The organism is Parasediminibacterium schistidii (assembly GCF_046546515.1).
Taxonomy (GTDB): Bacteria; Bacteroidota; Bacteroidia; order Chitinophagales; family Chitinophagaceae; genus Parasediminibacterium.
In genome coordinates, this window is sequence record NZ_JBKHKJ010000031.1 from 1 (window position 1) to 19050 (window position 19050).

A 19050-nucleotide genomic window follows, 5' to 3' on the forward strand; every position below is an offset into this window, starting at 1 on the left:
ATAATTTACATTAACTAGATGCAGATAATAGAAAAACAAATAACTGATACGATAAGAACTATAGAATCTTTTTTCTCAGAGTGTCATTATGAAGTAATTAGCGAACATGAAACTTTAAATAACGCAGTTGTAAAAACGCAAAGAAAGGATGATGGGTTCTTCTTTGAATTTGCAAAAATGACTCTACCATCTCAAGACGATAGGTATAAAATCACTTATGCTCAAACTCTACCAACAACGTTTTTAAACAATTTCAAAAGCATTGTATTTGATCTTATTAAGGCCAAATGCACTTTTTCTTTTGGGTTTTCTGGTCACACTTCAGTATCAGGTTATATAAAGGATTTTACAACTGATTCCTTAGAAAATTATAATGAATCATATTATAGGGCGATTATTATAAGTGAGTCAGACCATGCCTTAAGTGGATTTTTTGCTCATAATAATTCATTGAAAATTGGTACAACCACTTATGGCTCAGGAGTTTTAGAGATTAATATAAAAGGCATATTGCTAAATCTTTTTTCTTACACTTCAAAAGAAACTAAAAAATCATATTTTATTGTTGAAAGCCAAAGTCTATCCTCTTACTTAAATTTCATCTCGCTACAAGATGAAATTATACTTGCTATTACTTATTTAACGGGCATCTTTTTAGGGAAAGAGATTTATATTATAGGTAGCGGTTCGAAAAATTTCGAGAACACATCTTTATTAAGTTTAAAATCCTTTTTTGACGATTTAAAAAATGGTTATGCAATTTTACCTGATGTAAACCTTCAGCATCAAGTAAATGTACCTGTCATTAGGTTTTCACCTAAGTATTTAGAAAACTTAATTCATGAACTACTAAATTCTGTAGTTTACAAAAGGACTCTTTTATTAATTTGTCAGGCTCACACCGAACCAGCTTATGTCACATCAACATTATATTCTGTAGCTCTGGAAACAATAACTAATATTATATCAGATGAAATAAAAGAAAAATTGAAGCCAATTAAATCGAAAGACATTGCTCAAAATTTAAGATGTGAACTCAAAAAGACTCTTGTTTTGTTTAAGAACAAACTAACAGATGAAGCATTTAATAAAATCACATCTGATATTGAAAGGATTAATTCACCTACTAATAAGCAGAAATTATTACAGCCATTCAAACATTTCGGTATTAATTTACCCGCAAAGGATATTGAATCAATTGAAAAAAGAAATGATTTCTTACATGGTAGAATTCCAGAGCAAGGAGATAGACACTATCTATCTATAACAAACGGAAGACTTCTTTTTTGTATCAATTGCCTAGTTTTAAAACATATCGGATTTGAAGGGTATTTAGTTTATTTCCCAAGCATATATCAAATTAACAATAAACTAGTAATAGAAGAAAGTTTGATTCGAGAAATATAAAAAAATCATCCCTTGTTGGTCTTCACTCCATTCCTCGTCGTTGTTGCATCTCCCGACCAACAACGAAATAAAGTGTAAAGAAAGAAATTTATTAGTAGCTGAGACTTACCAACAATTTGTGGTTTGTAGGCAACATTTATACAACAAAACCTTCATTATGCCTTTTCAATAATTCCCTATCAGGCAAAAATTTATCGGGCAATCTAATCTCCTTACCAACCAAAGCAAAGAAATTCAAATCCATCATTGCAAGCGTTTCTTTTGCCCTAAGCTTAGAAGATACTTGTATGGTATAATCTTCGGCATTAATCGTTAGTAAATATTTGTCAAAAGCCCTGTCGTGCAAGGCATTCAGGCAAAGCCCGTTCATTGGGTTTAAACGGTTCTTTTCATCTTTACTCCACGGCACAATATGGCTGGCATTCAAAAGTTCGGGGTTGTCAATGCCCGTAATGCAGCAGGTATTGTTATAAGCCGCCAATACCATTTTCCTGAAAATAGATTGGTTAACCCTTGTTTTTACTAATCTTTCCTTATCCAACCCTTGCTGCAATATTTCATTTACGTCAATCTGGTTTAATGCTTCTACGGTTACATGGTTAGCGTTTGCTAATAATTGTTCGCTTTCAATAAGCGCAGCATCCCAATTGTGGTAAAATTCATCCCAAATTTGTTTATCAAGTTTACTGGTATTGCTTGCACCTTTAATGCCCCTAGCCTGCAAACTTGGGTCAAGGCTAGCAAAATTTACAAGTTTATACGCAACAGAAGATGGTGTCCTAGCAATCATCTTGGCCAAACCAATAATAGCAGGATTTCCTTTGTGCATTTTACCAAATGGCAATTTGCAATACAAGTTTATAGCTAGCATTAGTTCATCTTTTGTCCAAAGTTTTTGCCCGTCTTTCATATTAATGGCTAATATAATCCTTTTGCCGACTACCATAAATATTATAGCATAAAACAAACATCTTTTAAAGGCCATTTTTATTAAAGTACTTCATGGCTTCTTTGCCAACCCACTCCCCCATTTGTACTGGCACCGCATTACCAATTAACCTGTAAGAACTCCGTTTGTTTTCAAAATTAAAATCGTCAGGGAATCCTTGCAAGCGGGCATATTCCCTAACTGAAAAAGGGCGAACCCCGTATTGGGATTTTGTATCTTTTACCAATCTTGTACTCAAATCTTTTGCATAATGCGCCACACAGGTTGGCGCAACTGCATTTGCCAAAGAAGGGTCAACCACTATTGGCAAATCCCTATACTTCCCCTTTATCCGATTGATAATATATTCAGGCATTTCTACTTCAGGGTTATTTTCTAAAATATCCTTTAGCCGAGGTTTGTTATAATTGTTTGTAGGTTCAGTAAAAGAAAATGGTTTTCTAGTTCCAAAAAGAATCAAACGTTGTCTTTTTTGTGGCAGCCAATTAGCAGCATCTACAGGGCAAAATACGTTTACATAATAGTTGGGTAGTTTGGTCATTGCTTCCATCACAACTTTAAATTTTCTCATGCCCGGAACGTTCTCTATAATATACATCTCTGGCATTTCAAGGGCTATATGCCTAAAGAAATGAAGAAATAAATCATCACCAGTTCTTGTCCCATGAATATCAGCAATCGGCGAATATTTAGTACAAGGATAAGTGCCAATAATTATATCTGTTTGTGGCTGGTTTAAAACAGTTTTATCTTTTATATCCTCATTTAAAATGGTATGCCCAAAATAATGCTTGTTCGCATTCATACAATCCGTTGCTTGCTTATCTAAATCCAATGATTGTATTACATCAATATTTGCTAACAAAATGCCCAATTCCATTCCCCCACACCCTGAAAAATACCCTTTAGCCGTTGGTCGATACATAGAAAATAATTTAAGAACGAATGTATTTATTGTCTTTCTGTATATATGCATACTTTAAGACACAGTGCAAAATTCAGGTGAATTTTCTCGTTTACATTGGCTTTTAAGTCACGTATTCTATATTGTATGTTAATTAGCAATTGTGGCAATTATTTTTCTGCATTCTTGTTCTTCACTCAATTATGAAAATGGGTAAATACAATTTTTTAGTAAACACATATCATAAACAACTTTCCGTCTTTATTTTTTTGCAAGCATCATTACTTGTAATAAAATTTATGTGATAAAATAAATTATTACAAGAAAATTATTACAACTTGGTAATAAATTTTTTGTAATTAAAAAAATTATTACAAAAAATTTATTACAGATAAGTTAGCAGTTCGGTTTGTCGGCAAAGTTAGTAAACCAAAAAATTTGTGTCTGCCGCTTGTGCCTTCGCACCTTTCCTCGCTGTTGTTGTGTCTCCCGACCAACAACGAACTACTAGGAAGAAATGATGTTGGTCAGAGACACAACATCGGCGAAGATTTTAGCGAGCAAAAACGCAAAGTAAAAGTTGGTCTTCGCTCCGTTCGTCGCCGTAGTTGCGTCTCCCGACCAACAACAAACTAAGTAAATGAAAATTTTATCAAAGGCAGAGACTTTCTAACTAATTTTATTTTTTAAGGACCATTTATACTACAAACTCTTCTGTATGCCTTTTTAATAATTCCCTATCATGCAAAAATTTATCGGGCAATCTAATTTCCTTGCCAGCCAAAGCAAAGAAATTAAAATCCATCATTGCAAGTGTTTCTTTTGCCCTAAGCTTAGAAGATACTTGTATGGTATAATCTACGGCATTAATCGTTAGTAAATATTTGTCAAGAGCCCTGTCGTGCAAGGCATTTTGGCAAAGTCCGTTCATTGGGTTTAAACGGTTCTTTTCATCTTTTCTCCACGGCACTATATGGCTGGCATTTAAAAGTTACGGGGTGTAATAATTTCTATTTCATTTTTGTCTGTTTAAATAATGACTATTTGCATAAGAAAACCCCTGGCGTTTGCAGTTTAAACCAGATTTTGCAGTTGACTTCGTTATGAAAGGCTCAAATGCAATAAAGACAAGCACTTGAGTCCTTGTGTGAACCCCTTAGCCTGACAGGAAAAAAATGTTATGCACCCGCCAATCTTATGGGCATTTGCCACTCTCTTTTACCTATGATTAGATATTTTTTATAGCATAGTCCTGGTTTTTTCTGCATATTTGCCCCAATTATTGTCAACAGGACACTTAATTAAAAGCAGCTAAATAACCATCAGCATGAAATCGACTTTAGTACAACAAAAATTTAATACCCTATTCAACGAAGAAGCAACAACTATTGTCCGTTCGCCAGGCAGGATTAATTTAATAGGCGAACATATAGATTATAACGATGGTTTTGTATTGCCTGCAAGCATAGATAAAGAAATAGTACTAGCCATTGCACCAAATACTATAGACGGTATTTGCACATTGTATGCCGCCGATTTCAACGACACATTTACTTTTTCGCTTTCTAACTTGGAACCAACCTCAAAAGGCTGGCCAAACTATGTACTGGGGGTAATAGTAGAACTGAACAAAGCGGGTTACCAGATAAAGCCTTTTAATTGTGTGTTTGGCGGCAACATACCTACGGGGGCAGGCTTGTCGAGTTCTGCTGCTGTGGAATGCGGCATTGCATTCGCACTGAATGAAATATTTGGGTTGGGCTTAACCAAGTTGCAAATTGTGCAGTTTTCAAAACAAGCCGAAAACAATTTTGTAGGCGTAAACTGCGGCATCATGGATCAGTTTGCCAGTACTTTTGGCAAGGCACACCATGTAATAAAACTCGATTGCAAATCGCTAGACTATGAATACTTCCCTTTTCAAATGGCTGGCTACGACATTGTTTTGTGCGACACGGGCGTGAAACATTCCCTAGGCGATTCTGAATACAATACCCGCAGGCAGGAATGCGACTCGGCCATTGCGGTTTTAAAAGAAAAATACCCTTCCATAACATCTTTCAGGGATGTAACCCTGAGTCAAATACAAAGCATAACAGATTTATTGCCAACAAAAACAATTGACAGAGCCACTTATGTAGTGCAGGAAATAAAAAGAGTTAGCGATGCCTCAATATTATTAAATAAAAATGACCTAGAAGGTTTTGGGCAATTGATGTACCAATGCCATGAAGGCCTTAGCAAACTATATGAAGTGAGCTGTATAGAATTAGATTTTCTAAAAAACTTGGCTTTTGAAAGTGGCCAGGTAACTGGAAGCAGGATGATGGGCGGCGGCTTTGGGGGCTGTACCATTAACCTAGTAAAAAAAGAAAATACCGCCACTTTTATAGATGCAGCTATCATAGCTTACCAAGAAAAGTTTAAAAAAGCGTTGAAAACATATATTGTTGCAATTACCGATGGAACTTCTATGGTAGGGTAGTTTAGCCTTAAAACGTCATTTATAGTAGGGTTGCCAACCTTTTGAAGGTTGGCAACCCTTAGTTTGCCTGGAAAAAATGTGATTCACTCAGGCAACTTGCTAGCATTTAATAATTGTGTTGCTTTTGTGAAAGAATAAAATTAATGATAACCCATAAAATCACTTACAATTTGACGGCTATATTGCCGCTTTTGCCAACCAGCCACGGCGGCAAGAAGAGGCATGTGTTCAATAACTTTAGGCCATCATTTTCTTTTGGGTCGAAGCAGCACTTTTCTGACGAAATTAGTTTCCCAGATATAGACGAATTACAGGCTGGCAATTCTGCAACTGTAAAAATAAACTTACTCCCTTCAAGGCATATCAGCGAAAACCTGAAGTCTGGTGTTATGTTCAAGATATTTGAAGGTGAAAAAGTTGTAGGTATGGGTATTATCAATTCTATTGATAATAAAAGCAATACTTAATGCCACCCACCACCATTATGGATAGATATACTCTATCACATCGTTACCCATAAATTTTCCGCCAGGGTATGGGGCTGTATAATCCAAGTTCAACCAAACATTCCCCTTGTCATCCAAATGATAATTTAGTTTTTTGCCTTTAGTTTCTATGGGGAATAGCTTTTTAGCAATCAATATTGCAAGGTTATCAAAAGTTTGCTTGGAGCCAATAAGCAACTCTGGATAAATATGCCCGTTGATGCACACCAGCCTGCATTCCCCCCCAATAGATTTAATACAGGCAGCTGTGAGGATAGCATAGTCATCGCAATCACCAGCTAACAGTTTAATCGACTCGCTTGCCTTTGCAAAATATTCTTCGCCTGCCGGGTCGCTTACATAATTCCAATTAGTGCGTATTTTCTTAAAAACTGCCAGGCTTTGAATAAACTGCCAATTGTTGTCTTTCCCAGTTATTTGCTGTTCTTTTCTAAAAGAAGCATTGGCAGCCGATACCGCAAAATCCCTCACCAAAGGATTGTTATAGTCAATAGCATTCAAAATATCCTTATCAGTAGAAAGCCCTTTATAACCAACATATACAAAATTGCCATTCCGGTTAGTTTGCATATTAGTAAATACAAGGCGGCTATCGTTGTAAAAATTCAATAAGTCATAGTCTGTATTTTGTACCTTATAAGTAAACCATCCACCAATAGCTACTAAAAACACAAATACAATCGGCCTAAACAATTTTACTAGCCACAGCACCAATGCAGCAATGGCAAGCAAGGCTATTACTTTATCTAACTTATAAGCCCAACTCAAATCAGGCAAAAACCCATATAAAATAATAAACAATAATACTGTAACAACGCAGCTAAGCAAGCCAAACAACATAGCAACAAAACCCGGATTTTTGCGTTTATCCTTAGTCATAACATTCATTTGTTACTATGATGCCATAACTGTTCCAAATTCAGCTTGCAAATGCTAAAGTTTTTTAAGAAGCTGTGTTTTTGTTGCTGTAGGGGCATTTTGTTTTACATGCTGCCTTCTATCCAGATAACTTGCTACTCATTTCTTAAACAACCCTTTAACCCATTTATAATCCTCCATCCGCCACCTAAAAAAATCTTTGATAGAAAAAGATGCTTCCTGCCCAAGGAATATATACAATGCATATGCTAAATTAATAGTATAGCCAATACTGCTGATCATGGCAGCGGCAACTATCCCATACTGGTTGGTAAAGCAAAAATTGCCCAGTATTACAAACACTAATGCCAGCAAACCACCAACCATATTGATATAAACTTTGTTGGTGCCACCGAAATAAGCAGAAAAAAGCGTTAGTATGCACAAGGCCAACATGCCGGGCAGCAACAGCAGGAAAGGCAGGTACATGGTGTGGAAGCTATTGCCAAAAACCGCACTGAATATTTTTTCGCCAAAAAAGAAACTGAATATACCCAGCACTAAAAAAAACTGCATCAACAAACGGGATATTGCTAGTATGTTGTGCTGGATGACTATTTTATTTAATCCTTCTGCTGTTTGAGGCAATACCACACTAGCCAATATTTGGGGGATGATAAGTAGCATTTGCCCCATTTTGGATGCTTGTATATAATTGCCGAGCTCTGCTTGGCTGCGATATTGCTCTACAAACCAAAAATCTATCCTGTAAACCAAGAAAAAAACAAAATTGGCTGCTAATGCAAGGGCTGAATAGCGTAGCAGTTCTTTTGCCTGCAAAAAGGATGGCAACTGAAAAGATAGGAGCAAGTTGTATTTGATAAGAAACACCACTGCCAAAACGGCCCCCTGAGCTATGAAAAAGATAAAATAAATTGATATTGCCCATTCAGTTGGGGCATTGCTTCTTTGCAAGCAAAAAATATATCCCGCTAGGAAATAATTAAGTAGCCCCAGCACTATGTTTGGTGTGCTATAATCTTTCTCGGCATAAAACAAAACAGAAAAAAAATTAACCAGCATTATGCCTAAAGTATAATAGCCACCAAACAAAACTGTGTTTTTTGAAGGCACATCGTGCAATGGGTAATAAGTAAAATAAATTTTGGACATGGGTAAAAGCAGCACGCTTACCACCATTGCAAACAACATAGCAAACCACCCCAATGCCTGTTTTAGGATGTTTTTTTGGCTAGCGGCAAAAAAAGCGAGGCCGCTTTCAAGGCTAAGGCTACTTACCAATACAACCAATGAGTATAGATTGGTTAAAAAATATACCCAGCCTGCACCAGCAGCTTGCAAATAGCGGCTTAGTACTATGTTTAGCACCAGTACCGCCACAAAATAAAAACCCCTCCAGATAAGGCTTTGCCTAATCAGCTTCTCAAAGTTCATTGTTCACTTTTATATTTAGAAGGCATCGTTAAATTGTATCTTTTCTATTTGGCTCCTGCTCTCCTCTATGCCCCTTTGCCTCTTTGCCTATTGTCTCAATAAAAAAAATTTGCGGCTAAAGTAAGCTATTACAATTATTGTATTTTCGCAAGTATATATTATGGCACTATTAAAAGCATTCAACAAAAAAGCAAAAGCGGAAAACGAAACTGGTTTAGGCACCAACAGCGGCAGTAACGGCGGGCGTTTCTTCAACAAAGACGGCACGCCAAACCAAGAAATGCGAGGTGTCCCTTTTTTAGAAAGGTTCAATTTGTACCATGCACTGCTTTCGTTGCCTACATGGAAGTTCCTATTTATCACTTGCTTGTCCTTTGTTGCTATCAACCTTATTTTTGCTGGTATTTACCTAGTCATTGGTATCAGCCACTTAAATGGCATGGTAGCTAGCAATGGGGCAGAAAAATTTGGAGAGGCATTTTTCTTTAGCGCACAAACATTTACTACCGTTGGTTATGGCAGGATAAATCCCGTTGGTTTCGCTGCCAGCTTTGTGGCTGCCTTGGAAGCATTGATTGGCCTTATGAGTTTTGCCTTGATTACCGGCCTTTTGTATGGAAGGTTTGCAAGGCCCAAATCTTATATTAATTATAGCAAAAACGCATTGTTCGTGCCCTTCAGGGGAGGGGTGGCTTTTATGATTAGGATGGTACCCTATACTAAAAACTTCTTGGTAAATGTAGAAGCAAGGATGACACTAAGTATGCAAGTATTGGAAGACGGTATCCAGAAAAACAAATTTTTTAACCTTGCCTTGGATATTTCAAGGGCAAATACATTAATTTCTAACTGGACGCTAGTTCATATCATTAATGAAGAAAGCCCATTGTATCATTTGACTAAAGATGATATTGACAATGCAAAGGCAGAAATATTAATATTTATACAAGGTTTCGATGAAAGTTTTTCCAATACCGTTATTTCCCGTTCGTCTTATACCTACGAGGAGTTTGTTTATGGTGCCAGATTTACACAGATGTACCATCCCAACCCGGAGAAGACAGGTACCATATTATACATTAACAAACTAAATGATTTTGAACTAGTGCAGCTTCCAATAAAATACTAATTAATACTAACTCACTAGTTTACCATTTGTCTATCTCATCTATATTTAAAGGATATTGCTTTTCTATGGCTGAACTTGAAGAAAACATTTCGATATTTTCTGTTTTTTGATACTCCCTTTCTATTTTTTCTGTTTCAACTCCAATATATTCTGTGGATGCATAGGCGTTATCGTAAGAAGAAAAATCATAATTGGGAAGTAACTCTGTTTTAATATAGTCTACTGCTTCGGTGAGGCCTTTTGCAAACTTGTTGATGTCTTCTTTGTAAATATAGATGCTATTACGGTCATAGCCCCTGTCGTCAAAACGTTTTCGGCTTTCGGTTACCACAAGGCAGCATCCATTGTTGCGTGTTTCTTTTACGTCAAAAAAATAAGTCCTTTTTACGCCAGCTTTTATCCTATTGCTGTACACATTTGTTATTTTGTTTTCGTTCCCTTCGTAACCCACAATTATTGGTTTTTGTGTGAAAATAGATAACACAAATATAGTATTCTTAGTGAATTATTAAAATATCAAGCAACTATTTTATTTGTAATTCATTTCTAAAAATATCAGAAAGCTATAACCCTAGCCCCCTCTCATCCCTTGCAGTACTTTTATCTCATCCAGCACTAGCGAACTCACGAGTTGAAATTGGTCTGTAATGGTTTTCATTTCCGATAGGGTTTTGCGCACTTTTTTTAAATCGCTGTCAATACCGGATTCTAAATCTTTCCTGCGGGCTTCTAATAATTGCTGTACTTTTTTATTTAGTGGGAATTTGTCAGTTGTGCTGATGGTAATATTATTCTCATCGTCAACCAGCGCAATGGCATCGTCAAATTGTTTGATAATTTTTTTTGTCATTATTTCAAAGCCAGTCCCACAATATTTTTCGCCATATTGGTGTGCATAGTAGGAAAGGGATGCAATGTAAGAAGTAAGCATGTGGCTGGCGGTTGTTAACTGATAATAAGGCTGCAGGTTCAGCTGTCTTTTCTTAGGTTCCGATAGCATCCTATGTATGGCACCCGATAAATTGGCTAATGCCACAAATGCTTCCTTGCGGGCAAGTTTATAATCTTTGTTCGTTTCTTTGGCAATGCAAAACCTTTCGGCTATGGAAATAAAATACTTTTTGTTGGCCTTGAATGCATCAGACAAAAGTTTATTGATTTGCTGGTGTTCCCATGCTGGTAAAATAAAATAAGAGCTGGCAAACGCAATCACAGAACCTATTAATGTATCCAGCACTCTATCGCTTAGCACTTTTGACAAGCCACCCGCATAGAGGAAGTGGAAATTGAGCAATACATACAGGGTAATGCCTGCGGTACTGACCAAGTATTGCACTTTTAAAAAGCTATAGGCCACGAGCATTGCAAGGATCATAACGGCAAAAATGATACTATCGCTTTGGGTAAAATACAAAGTGCCAAACCCTAGTATTACCCCCACAAAAGTACCAGCCACCCGCTCAATATTCCGTTGGCGCGAAACACTATATGCCGGCCTAATGATGGTGGCAATGGTTAATAATATCCAGTAGCCATGCCCAAGGGCAAAGAACAAGGACACTAAATAACCCATAGTAAGGGCGGTAGCTAGCCGCAGCCCATGCCGGAAATGTGCCGAGCCAATATCTATGTTGGACAGGAACAAATCCTTATCGAAGTTAGAATGTACAATAAAATCCTGCACTTCTTCTGCTGAAAGCTGGCGACTTACTTTTTCTTCGTAATGTGTATAGGTTTGTATTCGCTTGATACGTTCAGTTAAATCCTGTAAGCTGAACAGTATATGGCGTAGGGTGATAAAATGTTCAATATTAGCTGGTTTTAGCTGTTGCTTCCGCAACTCCATAAAAGCATGGTTGCTTTTTTCCAAAAAATCATCTAGTTCTTTTTTTGCATTGCACACATGGCCCGCTTGCACACTTAAACCTGTGCGGTGCAGTTCTGTGGCCAAGAGTTCAATATTGGCTTTGTACTGTTCTAGGATGCCCGTGCCATCTACCGCAGCATGTAGCTTTTCATAATTTTGCTGGGAGGTCATGATGCGTTCAAATAAATCGATGCTATCCAAAAAAATCATGGTGAGCCGCCTGCCTGTGTTGGTAGTGTCTTTTAAAAAGGTACGGGTTTTAAAAAAAATCTCCCTCAAGTCGCCCTGTTGTTGGTGGATCAATATTTGTTGCTGCATTAGTTTTGGCAGCACATTATCATCGTTAAACCCTATGTTGTAAAAAAGGGCTTTCGATTGTAAATAATTGCCAGCCTCAATCAGGTTTTCACCCAATAATTGCTGTATAGGGCGATAGGGCTGCAACCTAATGGAAGTAATGCTTAGCAATGCGTACCAGATGCCACCAACAGTAAAGTACATCGCATTATGCCAAACACTAAGGCCATCGGGCAGATTGATATTAATAATGAAAACAATCACTGCAACCAACCCTATGCTATAGGTACGATTGCCGTAAACGGCAATCAGCGAAAAAAACAAACTGAACAAAATAATTTGGGCAACAATTAGCCAATGGTAATGATGGCTTAGCCCACCAATTACAACCATCAACCCATTCAAGCCTATGCTAGCCTTCATGCCATTGATGCGGTGGTGCTGCGGACCCGGATTGTCTGTGAGCGCAACAAACAAAGCACCCAATGGGATGCTGATCATAACTGACAATAAGTTGTAGTGGAAAAGGATAATGCCCGGAATAAGCACACTAGCTGTCATCCGCACCCCAGTGGACACATATTGGCCATAAATAAATTTCTTAATTTCAAGCTGGTAGTTCATACGCTAAAGTTTAAAGGTAAAACTTTATATAGCGTAATAAAAATATTAGGAAGGAATTTTATTTTATCATCTATTATTTTCTTAGCTTATTTCTTCGCCAATATTATGTCTCTGAACAATATCAATTCAAGCTAGTTCTTTGTTGGTCAGGAGACACAACATCGGCGACGAGCGGAGCGAAAACACACAAGGGCGGAAGACCAAAAATTTTTAAAGGCGATTAGCCTGCACAATAGCTCCATTGCTTTTATTATAGTTTGCTAATTGGGCTTGGGCAATCTTTTTCAGCTTGTTTACATTGCCATCCAAATTCTTTACTGCTACCCGGATGTTTGAACCATTTTTTTTGAAGTTTCGGGCTATTTTTTTACCCACTTTAATTTTGTTGAATTTCTCCATTACTTCATTAGTATCCTTAATAAAAAATACCAAATAACGCTCCTTTGAAGATAAGGCATTTACTTCTTGTATGTTGCGCCAAGGGATAAACCCCACCGAATTGCAATTTATTTTATCAGTAATACCTAGCTCATTTATAATAAAAACAGGTTTTTTGCATGTAAATTTCTTATAGCAAATTTTAAACTGTTCAAACAAATAATAATACACTACTAAAAATAGAGCCAGTGAAATGATAACAATGATTTGCAAGTATATGTTTTTAAAGAAGGCACTTGCATTCAAATTTGTAACAAGGTAATCTAATACCTTATAGGGCAATAATACCAACAAACATGAAAATAAAATAAGCCTAGTTTTTATTGTTGATTTGTTATAGAAAACTTCTATGGATGTAGTCATTTTTATTGGATATTATTGGTTATTGATATATAAGTAACTATTTAGGTAGCAAATAGTAATAAGTAGTATGGCATTTATTTTGTTCACAAGCCAAACAATCGAAGCATGAAATTAAATATGTAGAGTAGATTTTAGAATATATTTATTTAAACGGTTCAATTTTACAGATATTTGGCAGTATTAATGCACTTTATTCAAGCAAAGAAGATTGTCAAATTGCCGAAGTTTGTATAAAATATCTATCGCCTCTATTGAGCCATTTGGCTAAAATGGCTATCAAAAAAATAGTTATGCGCTTAAATGGGATACTCGTGAACCATTTATTTTAATTCCCCAGGTATTACCGTAATCGTATGTTTTATCCCGCCACGCAAAACGCTCAAGCTGGCTTTCTTGCCAATAGATTCCTCGTTTAAGTATTTATATAGGTTGTCGATTGTGGCAACTGGCTTGTCTTTATAGGCCACGATGATGTCGCCAAGTCTTATTTGAGTGTTGTAAACATCTCCATCGGGTACAATTTCAAAAACATATACGCCCGTTTTTGTTTGTAATTGATTGGCATTCATCATCCGCTGGGTAAGGTTGATGGTTTGTGCCGCAATGCCCAATTGCGCCCTTTTTACTTTGCCGTGCATGATTAATTGCCCGGCCACATAAGCGGCCAAGTTTGAGGAAACAGCAAAGCACAGCCCTTGCGCAGAAGTAATGACAGCCGTGTTTACCCCAATCACTTTCCCTTCTGAGTTTACCAATGGGCCACCGCTATTTCCGGGGTTCAAAGCAGTATCTGTTTGTATAATATCATCTATCAACCGCCCATTGTTTGCCCTAAGCGTTCGGCCAGTGGCACTAACCACGCCTGCGGTAACCGTGTGCTGCAAACCCATGGGATTGCCGATGGCTATTGCAATTTGACCTGGCAGAAGCATGTCAGAATTAGCAAATTGCAATGGCTTGAGGTTTCCATGGTGCACTTTCAGCACACCAATGTCTGTGGAAGGGTCATTGCCTATCAAGTCTGCGCTCAACTCTGTGCCATCATCAAAAGAAGCTTGTATGTTGCCGCCATTTTCTATCACGTGGTTATTGGTAACAATGTACCCGTCAGATGAAATGATAAATCCTGATCCAGAACCTTGTTGCTCCACTATTTTACCTGTCCGTTTGTTGCGCATCTTTTTGCTCACTTGGATATGCACCACTGCTTTTGAAGTATTGGAGGCCACCCCCATAACGGTAGATGAATAAGCATCCAGCAATTGCCTATCGTTATTGGCTATAAAATTTAGCTCGCTAATTATATTTTCCATATGCTTTTCAAAATCAATATTTAAACCAATGATATATTTATGAAAATTTGGCAGTTATTACTGTTGAGTTGGCTTGTGCATTCTTTTTTGTTTGGGGATATTGCCTATAAGCATACACTTGTTTAGATGCGCTTATATTTTTTAAATACCAACATAGGGGTTAGTTCTAACTTTCAGGTACTATGTCATTAAAAAAACAAGTATGCAAATAGTTACAATATTGGTCTGAACAAAGCAAATGATATCCTTTAACAACAAAAAAGGCTGCCCCTAAAATTGGGGCGGCCTTTTTTAATAACCAATATATTACTAGGTACTTAGAAGAAAAATATGATTTATTTAAGAACTAATTTTATGGATAAATAAAATTGCTGCATCTTACCATCCTAAACCTGCATTTGCACTGTGCCAACGGATAAATATCAACATATAACCGACGAGGAGCTGCTGAATAAGTTTTATGTCGATGGCGATAGCCAATGGATGGGAATATTGCTGCAGCGATATACCTTGTTATTACTGGGCGTTTGCATGAAATACTTGAAAAATGAAATAGAAGCCCAAGATGCCGTGCAGCAAGTGTTCCTGAAAGCAATTATTGAAGTGAGGAAATACAAAGTGGCCTATTTTAAAAGCTGGCTGTACATGATTGCTAAAAATCACTGCCTAGTTTTGCTGAGGCATAAAAACAAAATAATGCTAGTAGAAGAGGGCGATTTGGCAATGCCTGCAGAGGAAACAGATTTGCAGGCTTTGCAAAACAATGAGCAAACGCTTACAGCCATGGAAATTTGCTTGCCAAAATTGAATGAAGAACAAAAAACCTGCTTAACTTTATTTTATTTAGAAAGGAGAAGTTATCAGGAAGTAAGCGCAGCCACAGGGTTTGATATAGCACATGTGAAAAGTTACATACAAAATGGCAAACGGAATTTAAAAATTTTGGTAGAAAAGCAATTGAAGCAAAAAGCATGAGCGGCATAAAAGACATATTATCCAATCATACAGCAAAAGTGAGCAACGAGCAGTTGATAGATTATGCAAACCATAATTTGCCTGCAACCGATGCCCATGACATTGAAAAAAACATGCTTGACGACCCTTTTATGGCCGATGCCATGGAGGGGCTGCAAGCTATGCAGAGCAAGGAACAAATAAGCCAATCCATTGCTGCGCTAAACCAACAACTGCAAAAAACAATAGCCGCCAAAACAAAAAGGAAGAAAAAAAGAGGCATACCCTCAAACCAATGGGTGCTTGTTGCTATTGGAATAGTTTTGGTTTTGTGTGTACTGGGTTATTTTGTGTTGAGGTTGCAATGGACGGGTAGGTAATACTTTATTATTTTTTTGAGAAATTAAGAATCAAAGTGGCACGAAGGAAATAAAGAAGAAAAAGGAAAAAGTGGCTTTATAATATCCAATAAACTTTGTACTCCTTTTTCTTTGTGCTTCTTGATTTTTGTGCCTTCGTGGCAAAGAACTAACCCAGCATTACCACTTTGCCAGGGTATCGTTCCGTGTATTTCCGCAACATGCCTCTTATTACCTCATTTTCTGGGAAAGGCGTGAGCAGTGTTTTTAATTCATGCGGTTTGGTTACCAGGCGTTCATCTTCAATTTTACCCATGCCATAAAACTTGCCATTTTCTATCAATATGTAGTTTTGTGCAGGCTCTTTTATCAAATAGGTTTTTCTTTCTTCCTGTGCTGATGCCAATACTTTTTCTATGGCCGCATTGTGGCTTGCCACATCGGGCAGGTTGCTAGCTACTTTCTCGCTATTATCTAAAAAACACAATGCAGGGTGCAGCTCGTGCTGCCTTGCCCACTGCCAAAGGGTGCTGTGCGCATCGGCAAACAAGCTAAATGTAATTAGCGGCTGCAATAGTTTCCTTTTTTTGTCTATGCCAAGTCGCATATAACCACGGGCATCCTCAAACATAAATATGCCATACTGGTGTTCATAATGCTTCTGGCTTTTATTGAAAATAGGCCACAACCGCTTAATTTCAATACTTTCAAGCAAAGAAGCTATAAGCTCGCTATCGCAAACGGTGTAGTTGATGCCATGTATTTCACGTAAAAAATCTTGCTTTTGCTTGCTCGGCTTGTTGTTGGAGAAATGGGAAGTCACCCTTTTTTTTAAGTTTTTTGCTTTGCCCACATATACCACTTTCCCTGCCTTGTCGTGAAAATAATAAACCCCTGGCACCATTGGCAGGTTTTCTACCGTTTCAACATCCACATGTGGGGGAAGGTAACGGTTGGCCTTTTTTTTTATCATTACTGCCAGTTCGCCGCTGGTATCGTGCTTTATTAGCAACGAAAATAATTCTGCTGTGGCCAAAGCATCGCCAGAGGCACGATGGCGGTCATTCACCATTATATTCAATTCCCGGCAAACCGTCCCTAACCCATATTTGGGCAAGTTCGGGAATATTTTTTTTGTAAGCCTAATGGTGCATAGCTTGTGCGTGTCCAAATCGAAACCCGCAAGTGCCAATTCATGTTTTACAAAGCTATAATCGAAATTCACATTGTGTGCCACAAACACCCTGTCTTTTAGCAGGTTGAAAATATTCTCGGCCAGTTCATCAAACTTAGGGGCTTGGGCTACCATGGCATCGGTAATGCCAGTAAGCCCCTGCACATATTTCTGGATAGGCATACAAGGGTTTATGAGGGTAGTATATTTCCCTTCAATCTCTTGACCGTTGTGCAGAACAATAGCTATCTCGGTAATATTATTGGCTCCTGCGTGGCCTCCTGTTGTCTCTATATCTACTATTGCAAACACTTTTTTTAAATTATCCCTTCTTTTTTTGGTACTTGATACAATTTTTATGCTCAAAAACCGTTTATAAAGGTGACAATATCCATAATTATTAGGAAGATAAAAAAAATAGTTCTCAACCATCTGAAAAATAAGGATATATGGCTAAACAAAACACCTCGAAAGTGGACAGGGCAGTAAAAAATGTATTTTACATTATCATGGTATATGTGGCTATTGCCATTGCATCGTACTGGCATTTCAAGAAGCAATAATAGCTGCTTGTGCTGGATTGCCCAAAGCATTAACAAAAAGCTGCTCCACATTTTGGAGTGGCTTTTTTTTTATTATTATGTACCTACTGTTTGCAGAAGTTTCTTTTGTTGGGCTAGATGGCATCCCATACAATGCTTCATGGGGTGTAAGGCGGGCAAGGAACAAAGGAGAAGGCAGCTTGCTGAACTATTCTATTCCATGACTTTGCTAAACCTATCAACCAATATCAATTTTGGTAGCACAAGGAGCGAGATAAAGGATGAAATAGAACGATAAGTGGATTCAATTTTGAACAGTTTACCCGTTCTGTGTTACTAGCCCAAGGCGATTTTACAGCTTTTTTAAAAGCAGATAAAGATGCCAAGTCTTCCTTGCTGGAAAAATTGACTGGCACGGATATTTATTCCAATATTTCCAAGCTCATTTATAAAAAATCAAAGGAAACAAGCGATTAGTTGAAGAACCTTCATTCTAAAATGGAGGGCATGGCCCTATTGTCCGATTTAGAATTGTCTAATATCAACACTAAAAAACTAAACCTTGCACAGCAAATAAAAGAAGGTGAAGCGGGACTGGTATCAGGACTTTTGTAGATGCAAGGCAACACAACACTAATTTACTTCAACAAAATAATAATGAATATACTATTAACTTGTTAAAAATCAATGAATTAGAATTAATAAATAGTTTAATAAATAGTCAGCTTGCACAAGCTGATAAATTGCTTGCTAAGGCGGAGAAAGTACAACTTGATGCAAAGCCTTCCATTGCTCAAGCCAAGCAATTGGACATACTGATAAGGTAAAAAACGGGTGCATTTCAAAATTTCGTTTTTTATTGTTTTCAATAGATTTCAACTGCAAAATCTAGATTTAAAAAGTATCCTATATGGGGGAAATTTTGGATACTTATGGGGGAATATTTCCCCCATATAGGATTTTTATTTTGGACTATATACCTTTTAATGCCAATTTTACATTAAAGGGGGAACTAGGGGCATCTTGGCCTTGCTTCCCGCATCGAATGCTAGTTGGCTTAGCAAAATGATAATTCACCATCAAAATCTTATCAGTTTCTTATCAATAAATTATCAATTTACTATAGTAAAACTATCATTCCATTATTAACTAATTATCATAAAATTCACTCAAATTATAATAAAAAATGAGGCTTAAAAAATACAAACAACTGAATATCAATGAGTTATAGGAAAAAAGGAGAAATAGCAAAAAAATAAATCACTTAAAAGTAGAAAATAAGCCATTCCAAATCTTCGCTTAGTTCTTCTTATTCCCTCGTTTGTTATTTCGCCCTCCTCAGGTAGTGCCTCTCAATATTATAATGGCAAAGCCGAAGGGAGATTGCCAATCGTGCAGTTGTAGTTTTTTTATTTGTGCCCCCAGT

General features: G+C 37.2%; 17 protein-coding genes and 1 pseudogene. 8 read left to right on the plus strand and 10 right to left on the minus strand.

Going from position 1 to position 19050, the window contains the following annotated elements; genetic code table 11:
• Positions 1 to 18: 18 nt before the first annotated feature.
• Positions 19 to 1407: a hypothetical protein gene (locus ACHFIY_RS15805; RefSeq protein ID WP_410847085.1), complete on the plus strand. Its 1389-nt coding sequence runs from the start codon at positions 19 to 21 to the stop codon at positions 1405 to 1407.
• A gap of 136 nt (positions 1408 to 1543) precedes the next feature.
• Here the strand turns inward: ACHFIY_RS15805 and ACHFIY_RS15810 are convergent, their stop codons facing one another.
• The 3 genes and pseudogenes from ACHFIY_RS15810 to ACHFIY_RS15820 form a co-directional block, all read right to left on the minus strand.
• Positions 1544 to 2353 carry an HNH endonuclease gene (locus tag ACHFIY_RS15810; protein WP_410847086.1) on the minus strand — a complete coding sequence of 270 codons (810 nt, stop codon included), beginning with the start codon at positions 2351 to 2353 and terminating at the stop codon, positions 1544 to 1546.
• A 28-nt stretch (positions 2354 to 2381) separates the two neighbouring features.
• A complete protein-coding gene (locus ACHFIY_RS15815; protein WP_410847087.1) occupies positions 2382 to 3281 on the minus strand; it encodes a DNA cytosine methyltransferase in 900 nt (299 codons plus the stop codon).
• 676 nt (positions 3282 to 3957) lie between these two features.
• Positions 3958 to 4236: pseudogene (locus ACHFIY_RS15820) on the minus strand (hypothetical protein); the annotation flags it as partial.
• A 351-nt stretch (positions 4237 to 4587) separates the two neighbouring features.
• On the opposite strand from ACHFIY_RS15820, the gene galK reads away from it, so the two are divergent.
• Both galK and ACHFIY_RS15830 read left to right on the plus strand, forming a co-directional pair.
• On the plus strand, positions 4588 to 5745 hold the full coding sequence (gene galK, locus ACHFIY_RS15825) for a galactokinase (protein ID WP_410847088.1): 1158 nt from the start codon (positions 4588 to 4590) through the stop codon (positions 5743 to 5745).
• Positions 5746 to 5888: 143 nt separating this feature from the next.
• Positions 5889 to 6212: a hypothetical protein gene (locus ACHFIY_RS15830; protein ID WP_410847089.1), complete on the plus strand. Its 324-nt coding sequence runs from the start codon at positions 5889 to 5891 to the stop codon at positions 6210 to 6212.
• A 15-nt stretch (positions 6213 to 6227) separates the two neighbouring features.
• Here the strand turns inward: ACHFIY_RS15830 and ACHFIY_RS15835 are convergent, their stop codons facing one another.
• Positions 6228 to 7130: a transglutaminase-like domain-containing protein gene (locus ACHFIY_RS15835; protein WP_410847090.1), complete on the minus strand. Its 903-nt coding sequence runs from the start codon at positions 7128 to 7130 to the stop codon at positions 6228 to 6230.
• 138 nt (positions 7131 to 7268) lie between these two features.
• On the minus strand, positions 7269 to 8564 hold the full coding sequence (locus tag ACHFIY_RS15840; RefSeq protein WP_410847091.1) for an MATE family efflux transporter: 1296 nt from the start codon (positions 8562 to 8564) through the stop codon (positions 7269 to 7271).
• A gap of 160 nt (positions 8565 to 8724) precedes the next feature.
• Between ACHFIY_RS15840 and ACHFIY_RS15845 the strand changes: the two genes are divergently transcribed.
• The gene (locus tag ACHFIY_RS15845; protein ID WP_410847092.1) at positions 8725 to 9693 is read left to right on the plus strand and encodes an ion channel; all 969 of its coding nucleotides are present in this window, start codon (positions 8725 to 8727) and stop codon (positions 9691 to 9693) included.
• Between the two features lie 19 nt (positions 9694 to 9712).
• Here ACHFIY_RS15845 and ACHFIY_RS15850 read toward each other — a convergent pair whose 3' ends face one another.
• From ACHFIY_RS15850 to ACHFIY_RS15865, 4 genes are all read right to left on the minus strand, one after another.
• Positions 9713 to 10144, minus strand: coding sequence for a DUF3276 family protein (locus tag ACHFIY_RS15850; RefSeq protein WP_410847093.1), 432 nt, complete (start codon positions 10142 to 10144; stop codon positions 9713 to 9715).
• A 120-nt stretch (positions 10145 to 10264) separates the two neighbouring features.
• Positions 10265 to 12481 (minus strand): FUSC family membrane protein, encoded by a 2217-nt coding sequence (locus ACHFIY_RS15855; RefSeq protein ID WP_410847094.1) that lies wholly within the window; start codon positions 12479 to 12481, stop codon positions 10265 to 10267.
• A gap of 210 nt (positions 12482 to 12691) precedes the next feature.
• The gene (locus ACHFIY_RS15860; RefSeq protein WP_410847095.1) at positions 12692 to 13282 is read right to left on the minus strand and encodes an STM3941 family protein; all 591 of its coding nucleotides are present in this window, start codon (positions 13280 to 13282) and stop codon (positions 12692 to 12694) included.
• Positions 13283 to 13602: 320 nt separating this feature from the next.
• Positions 13603 to 14595, minus strand: coding sequence for a S1C family serine protease (locus ACHFIY_RS15865; RefSeq protein ID WP_410847096.1), 993 nt, complete (start codon positions 14593 to 14595; stop codon positions 13603 to 13605).
• Between the two features lie 405 nt (positions 14596 to 15000).
• On the opposite strand from ACHFIY_RS15865, the gene ACHFIY_RS15870 reads away from it, so the two are divergent.
• Both ACHFIY_RS15870 and ACHFIY_RS15875 read left to right on the plus strand, forming a co-directional pair.
• Entirely contained in the window at positions 15001 to 15570 is a 570-nt protein-coding gene (locus ACHFIY_RS15870; RefSeq protein WP_410847097.1) for an RNA polymerase sigma factor, read from the plus strand.
• Positions 15567 to 15929, plus strand: coding sequence for a hypothetical protein (locus ACHFIY_RS15875; RefSeq protein WP_410847098.1), 363 nt, complete (start codon positions 15567 to 15569; stop codon positions 15927 to 15929). The genes ACHFIY_RS15870 and ACHFIY_RS15875 overlap by 4 nt, the downstream gene beginning before the upstream one ends.
• A gap of 148 nt (positions 15930 to 16077) precedes the next feature.
• On the opposite strand, the gene ACHFIY_RS15880 is transcribed toward ACHFIY_RS15875, so the two are convergent.
• Positions 16078 to 17448: an exonuclease domain-containing protein gene (locus ACHFIY_RS15880; protein ID WP_410847099.1), complete on the minus strand. Its 1371-nt coding sequence runs from the start codon at positions 17446 to 17448 to the stop codon at positions 16078 to 16080.
• Between the two features lie 274 nt (positions 17449 to 17722).
• Between ACHFIY_RS15880 and ACHFIY_RS15885 the strand changes: the two genes are divergently transcribed.
• A complete protein-coding gene (locus ACHFIY_RS15885; protein WP_410847100.1) occupies positions 17723 to 17848 on the plus strand; it encodes a hypothetical protein in 126 nt (41 codons plus the stop codon).
• Between the two features lie 106 nt (positions 17849 to 17954).
• Entirely contained in the window at positions 17955 to 18101 is a 147-nt protein-coding gene (locus ACHFIY_RS15890) for a hypothetical protein (RefSeq protein ID WP_410847101.1), read from the plus strand.
• Positions 18102 to 19050: the final 949 nt, after the last annotated feature.

Excerpts from the sequence above, each read along its gene's own strand:
- ACHFIY_RS15815 (WP_410847087.1), bottom strand. The coding sequence starts at position 3,281 with ATGTATCGACCAACGGCTAAAGGGTATTTTTCAGGGTGTGGGGGAATG.
- ACHFIY_RS15835 (WP_410847090.1), bottom strand. The coding sequence starts at position 7,130 with ATGACTAAGGATAAACGCAAAAATCCGGGTTTTGTTGCTATGTTGTTT.
- ACHFIY_RS15840 (WP_410847091.1), bottom strand. The coding sequence starts at position 8,564 with ATGAACTTTGAGAAGCTGATTAGGCAAAGCCTTATCTGGAGGGGTTTT.
- ACHFIY_RS15855 (WP_410847094.1), bottom strand. The coding sequence starts at position 12,481 with ATGAACTACCAGCTTGAAATTAAGAAATTTATTTATGGCCAATATGTG.
- ACHFIY_RS15845 (WP_410847092.1), top strand. The coding sequence starts at position 8,725 with ATGGCACTATTAAAAGCATTCAACAAAAAAGCAAAAGCGGAAAACGAA.
- ACHFIY_RS15875 (WP_410847098.1), top strand. The coding sequence starts at position 15,567 with ATGAGCGGCATAAAAGACATATTATCCAATCATACAGCAAAAGTGAGC.
- ACHFIY_RS15805 (WP_410847085.1), top strand. The coding sequence starts at position 19 with ATGCAGATAATAGAAAAACAAATAACTGATACGATAAGAACTATAGAA.
- ACHFIY_RS15865 (WP_410847096.1), bottom strand. The coding sequence starts at position 14,595 with ATGGAAAATATAATTAGCGAGCTAAATTTTATAGCCAATAACGATAGG.
- ACHFIY_RS15860 (WP_410847095.1), bottom strand. The coding sequence starts at position 13,282 with ATGACTACATCCATAGAAGTTTTCTATAACAAATCAACAATAAAAACT.
- ACHFIY_RS15810 (WP_410847086.1), bottom strand. The coding sequence starts at position 2,353 with ATGGTAGTCGGCAAAAGGATTATATTAGCCATTAATATGAAAGACGGG.
- ACHFIY_RS15885 (WP_410847100.1), top strand. The coding sequence starts at position 17,723 with ATGTACCTACTGTTTGCAGAAGTTTCTTTTGTTGGGCTAGATGGCATC.
- galK (WP_410847088.1), top strand. The coding sequence starts at position 4,588 with ATGAAATCGACTTTAGTACAACAAAAATTTAATACCCTATTCAACGAA.
- ACHFIY_RS15830 (WP_410847089.1), top strand. The coding sequence starts at position 5,889 with ATGATAACCCATAAAATCACTTACAATTTGACGGCTATATTGCCGCTT.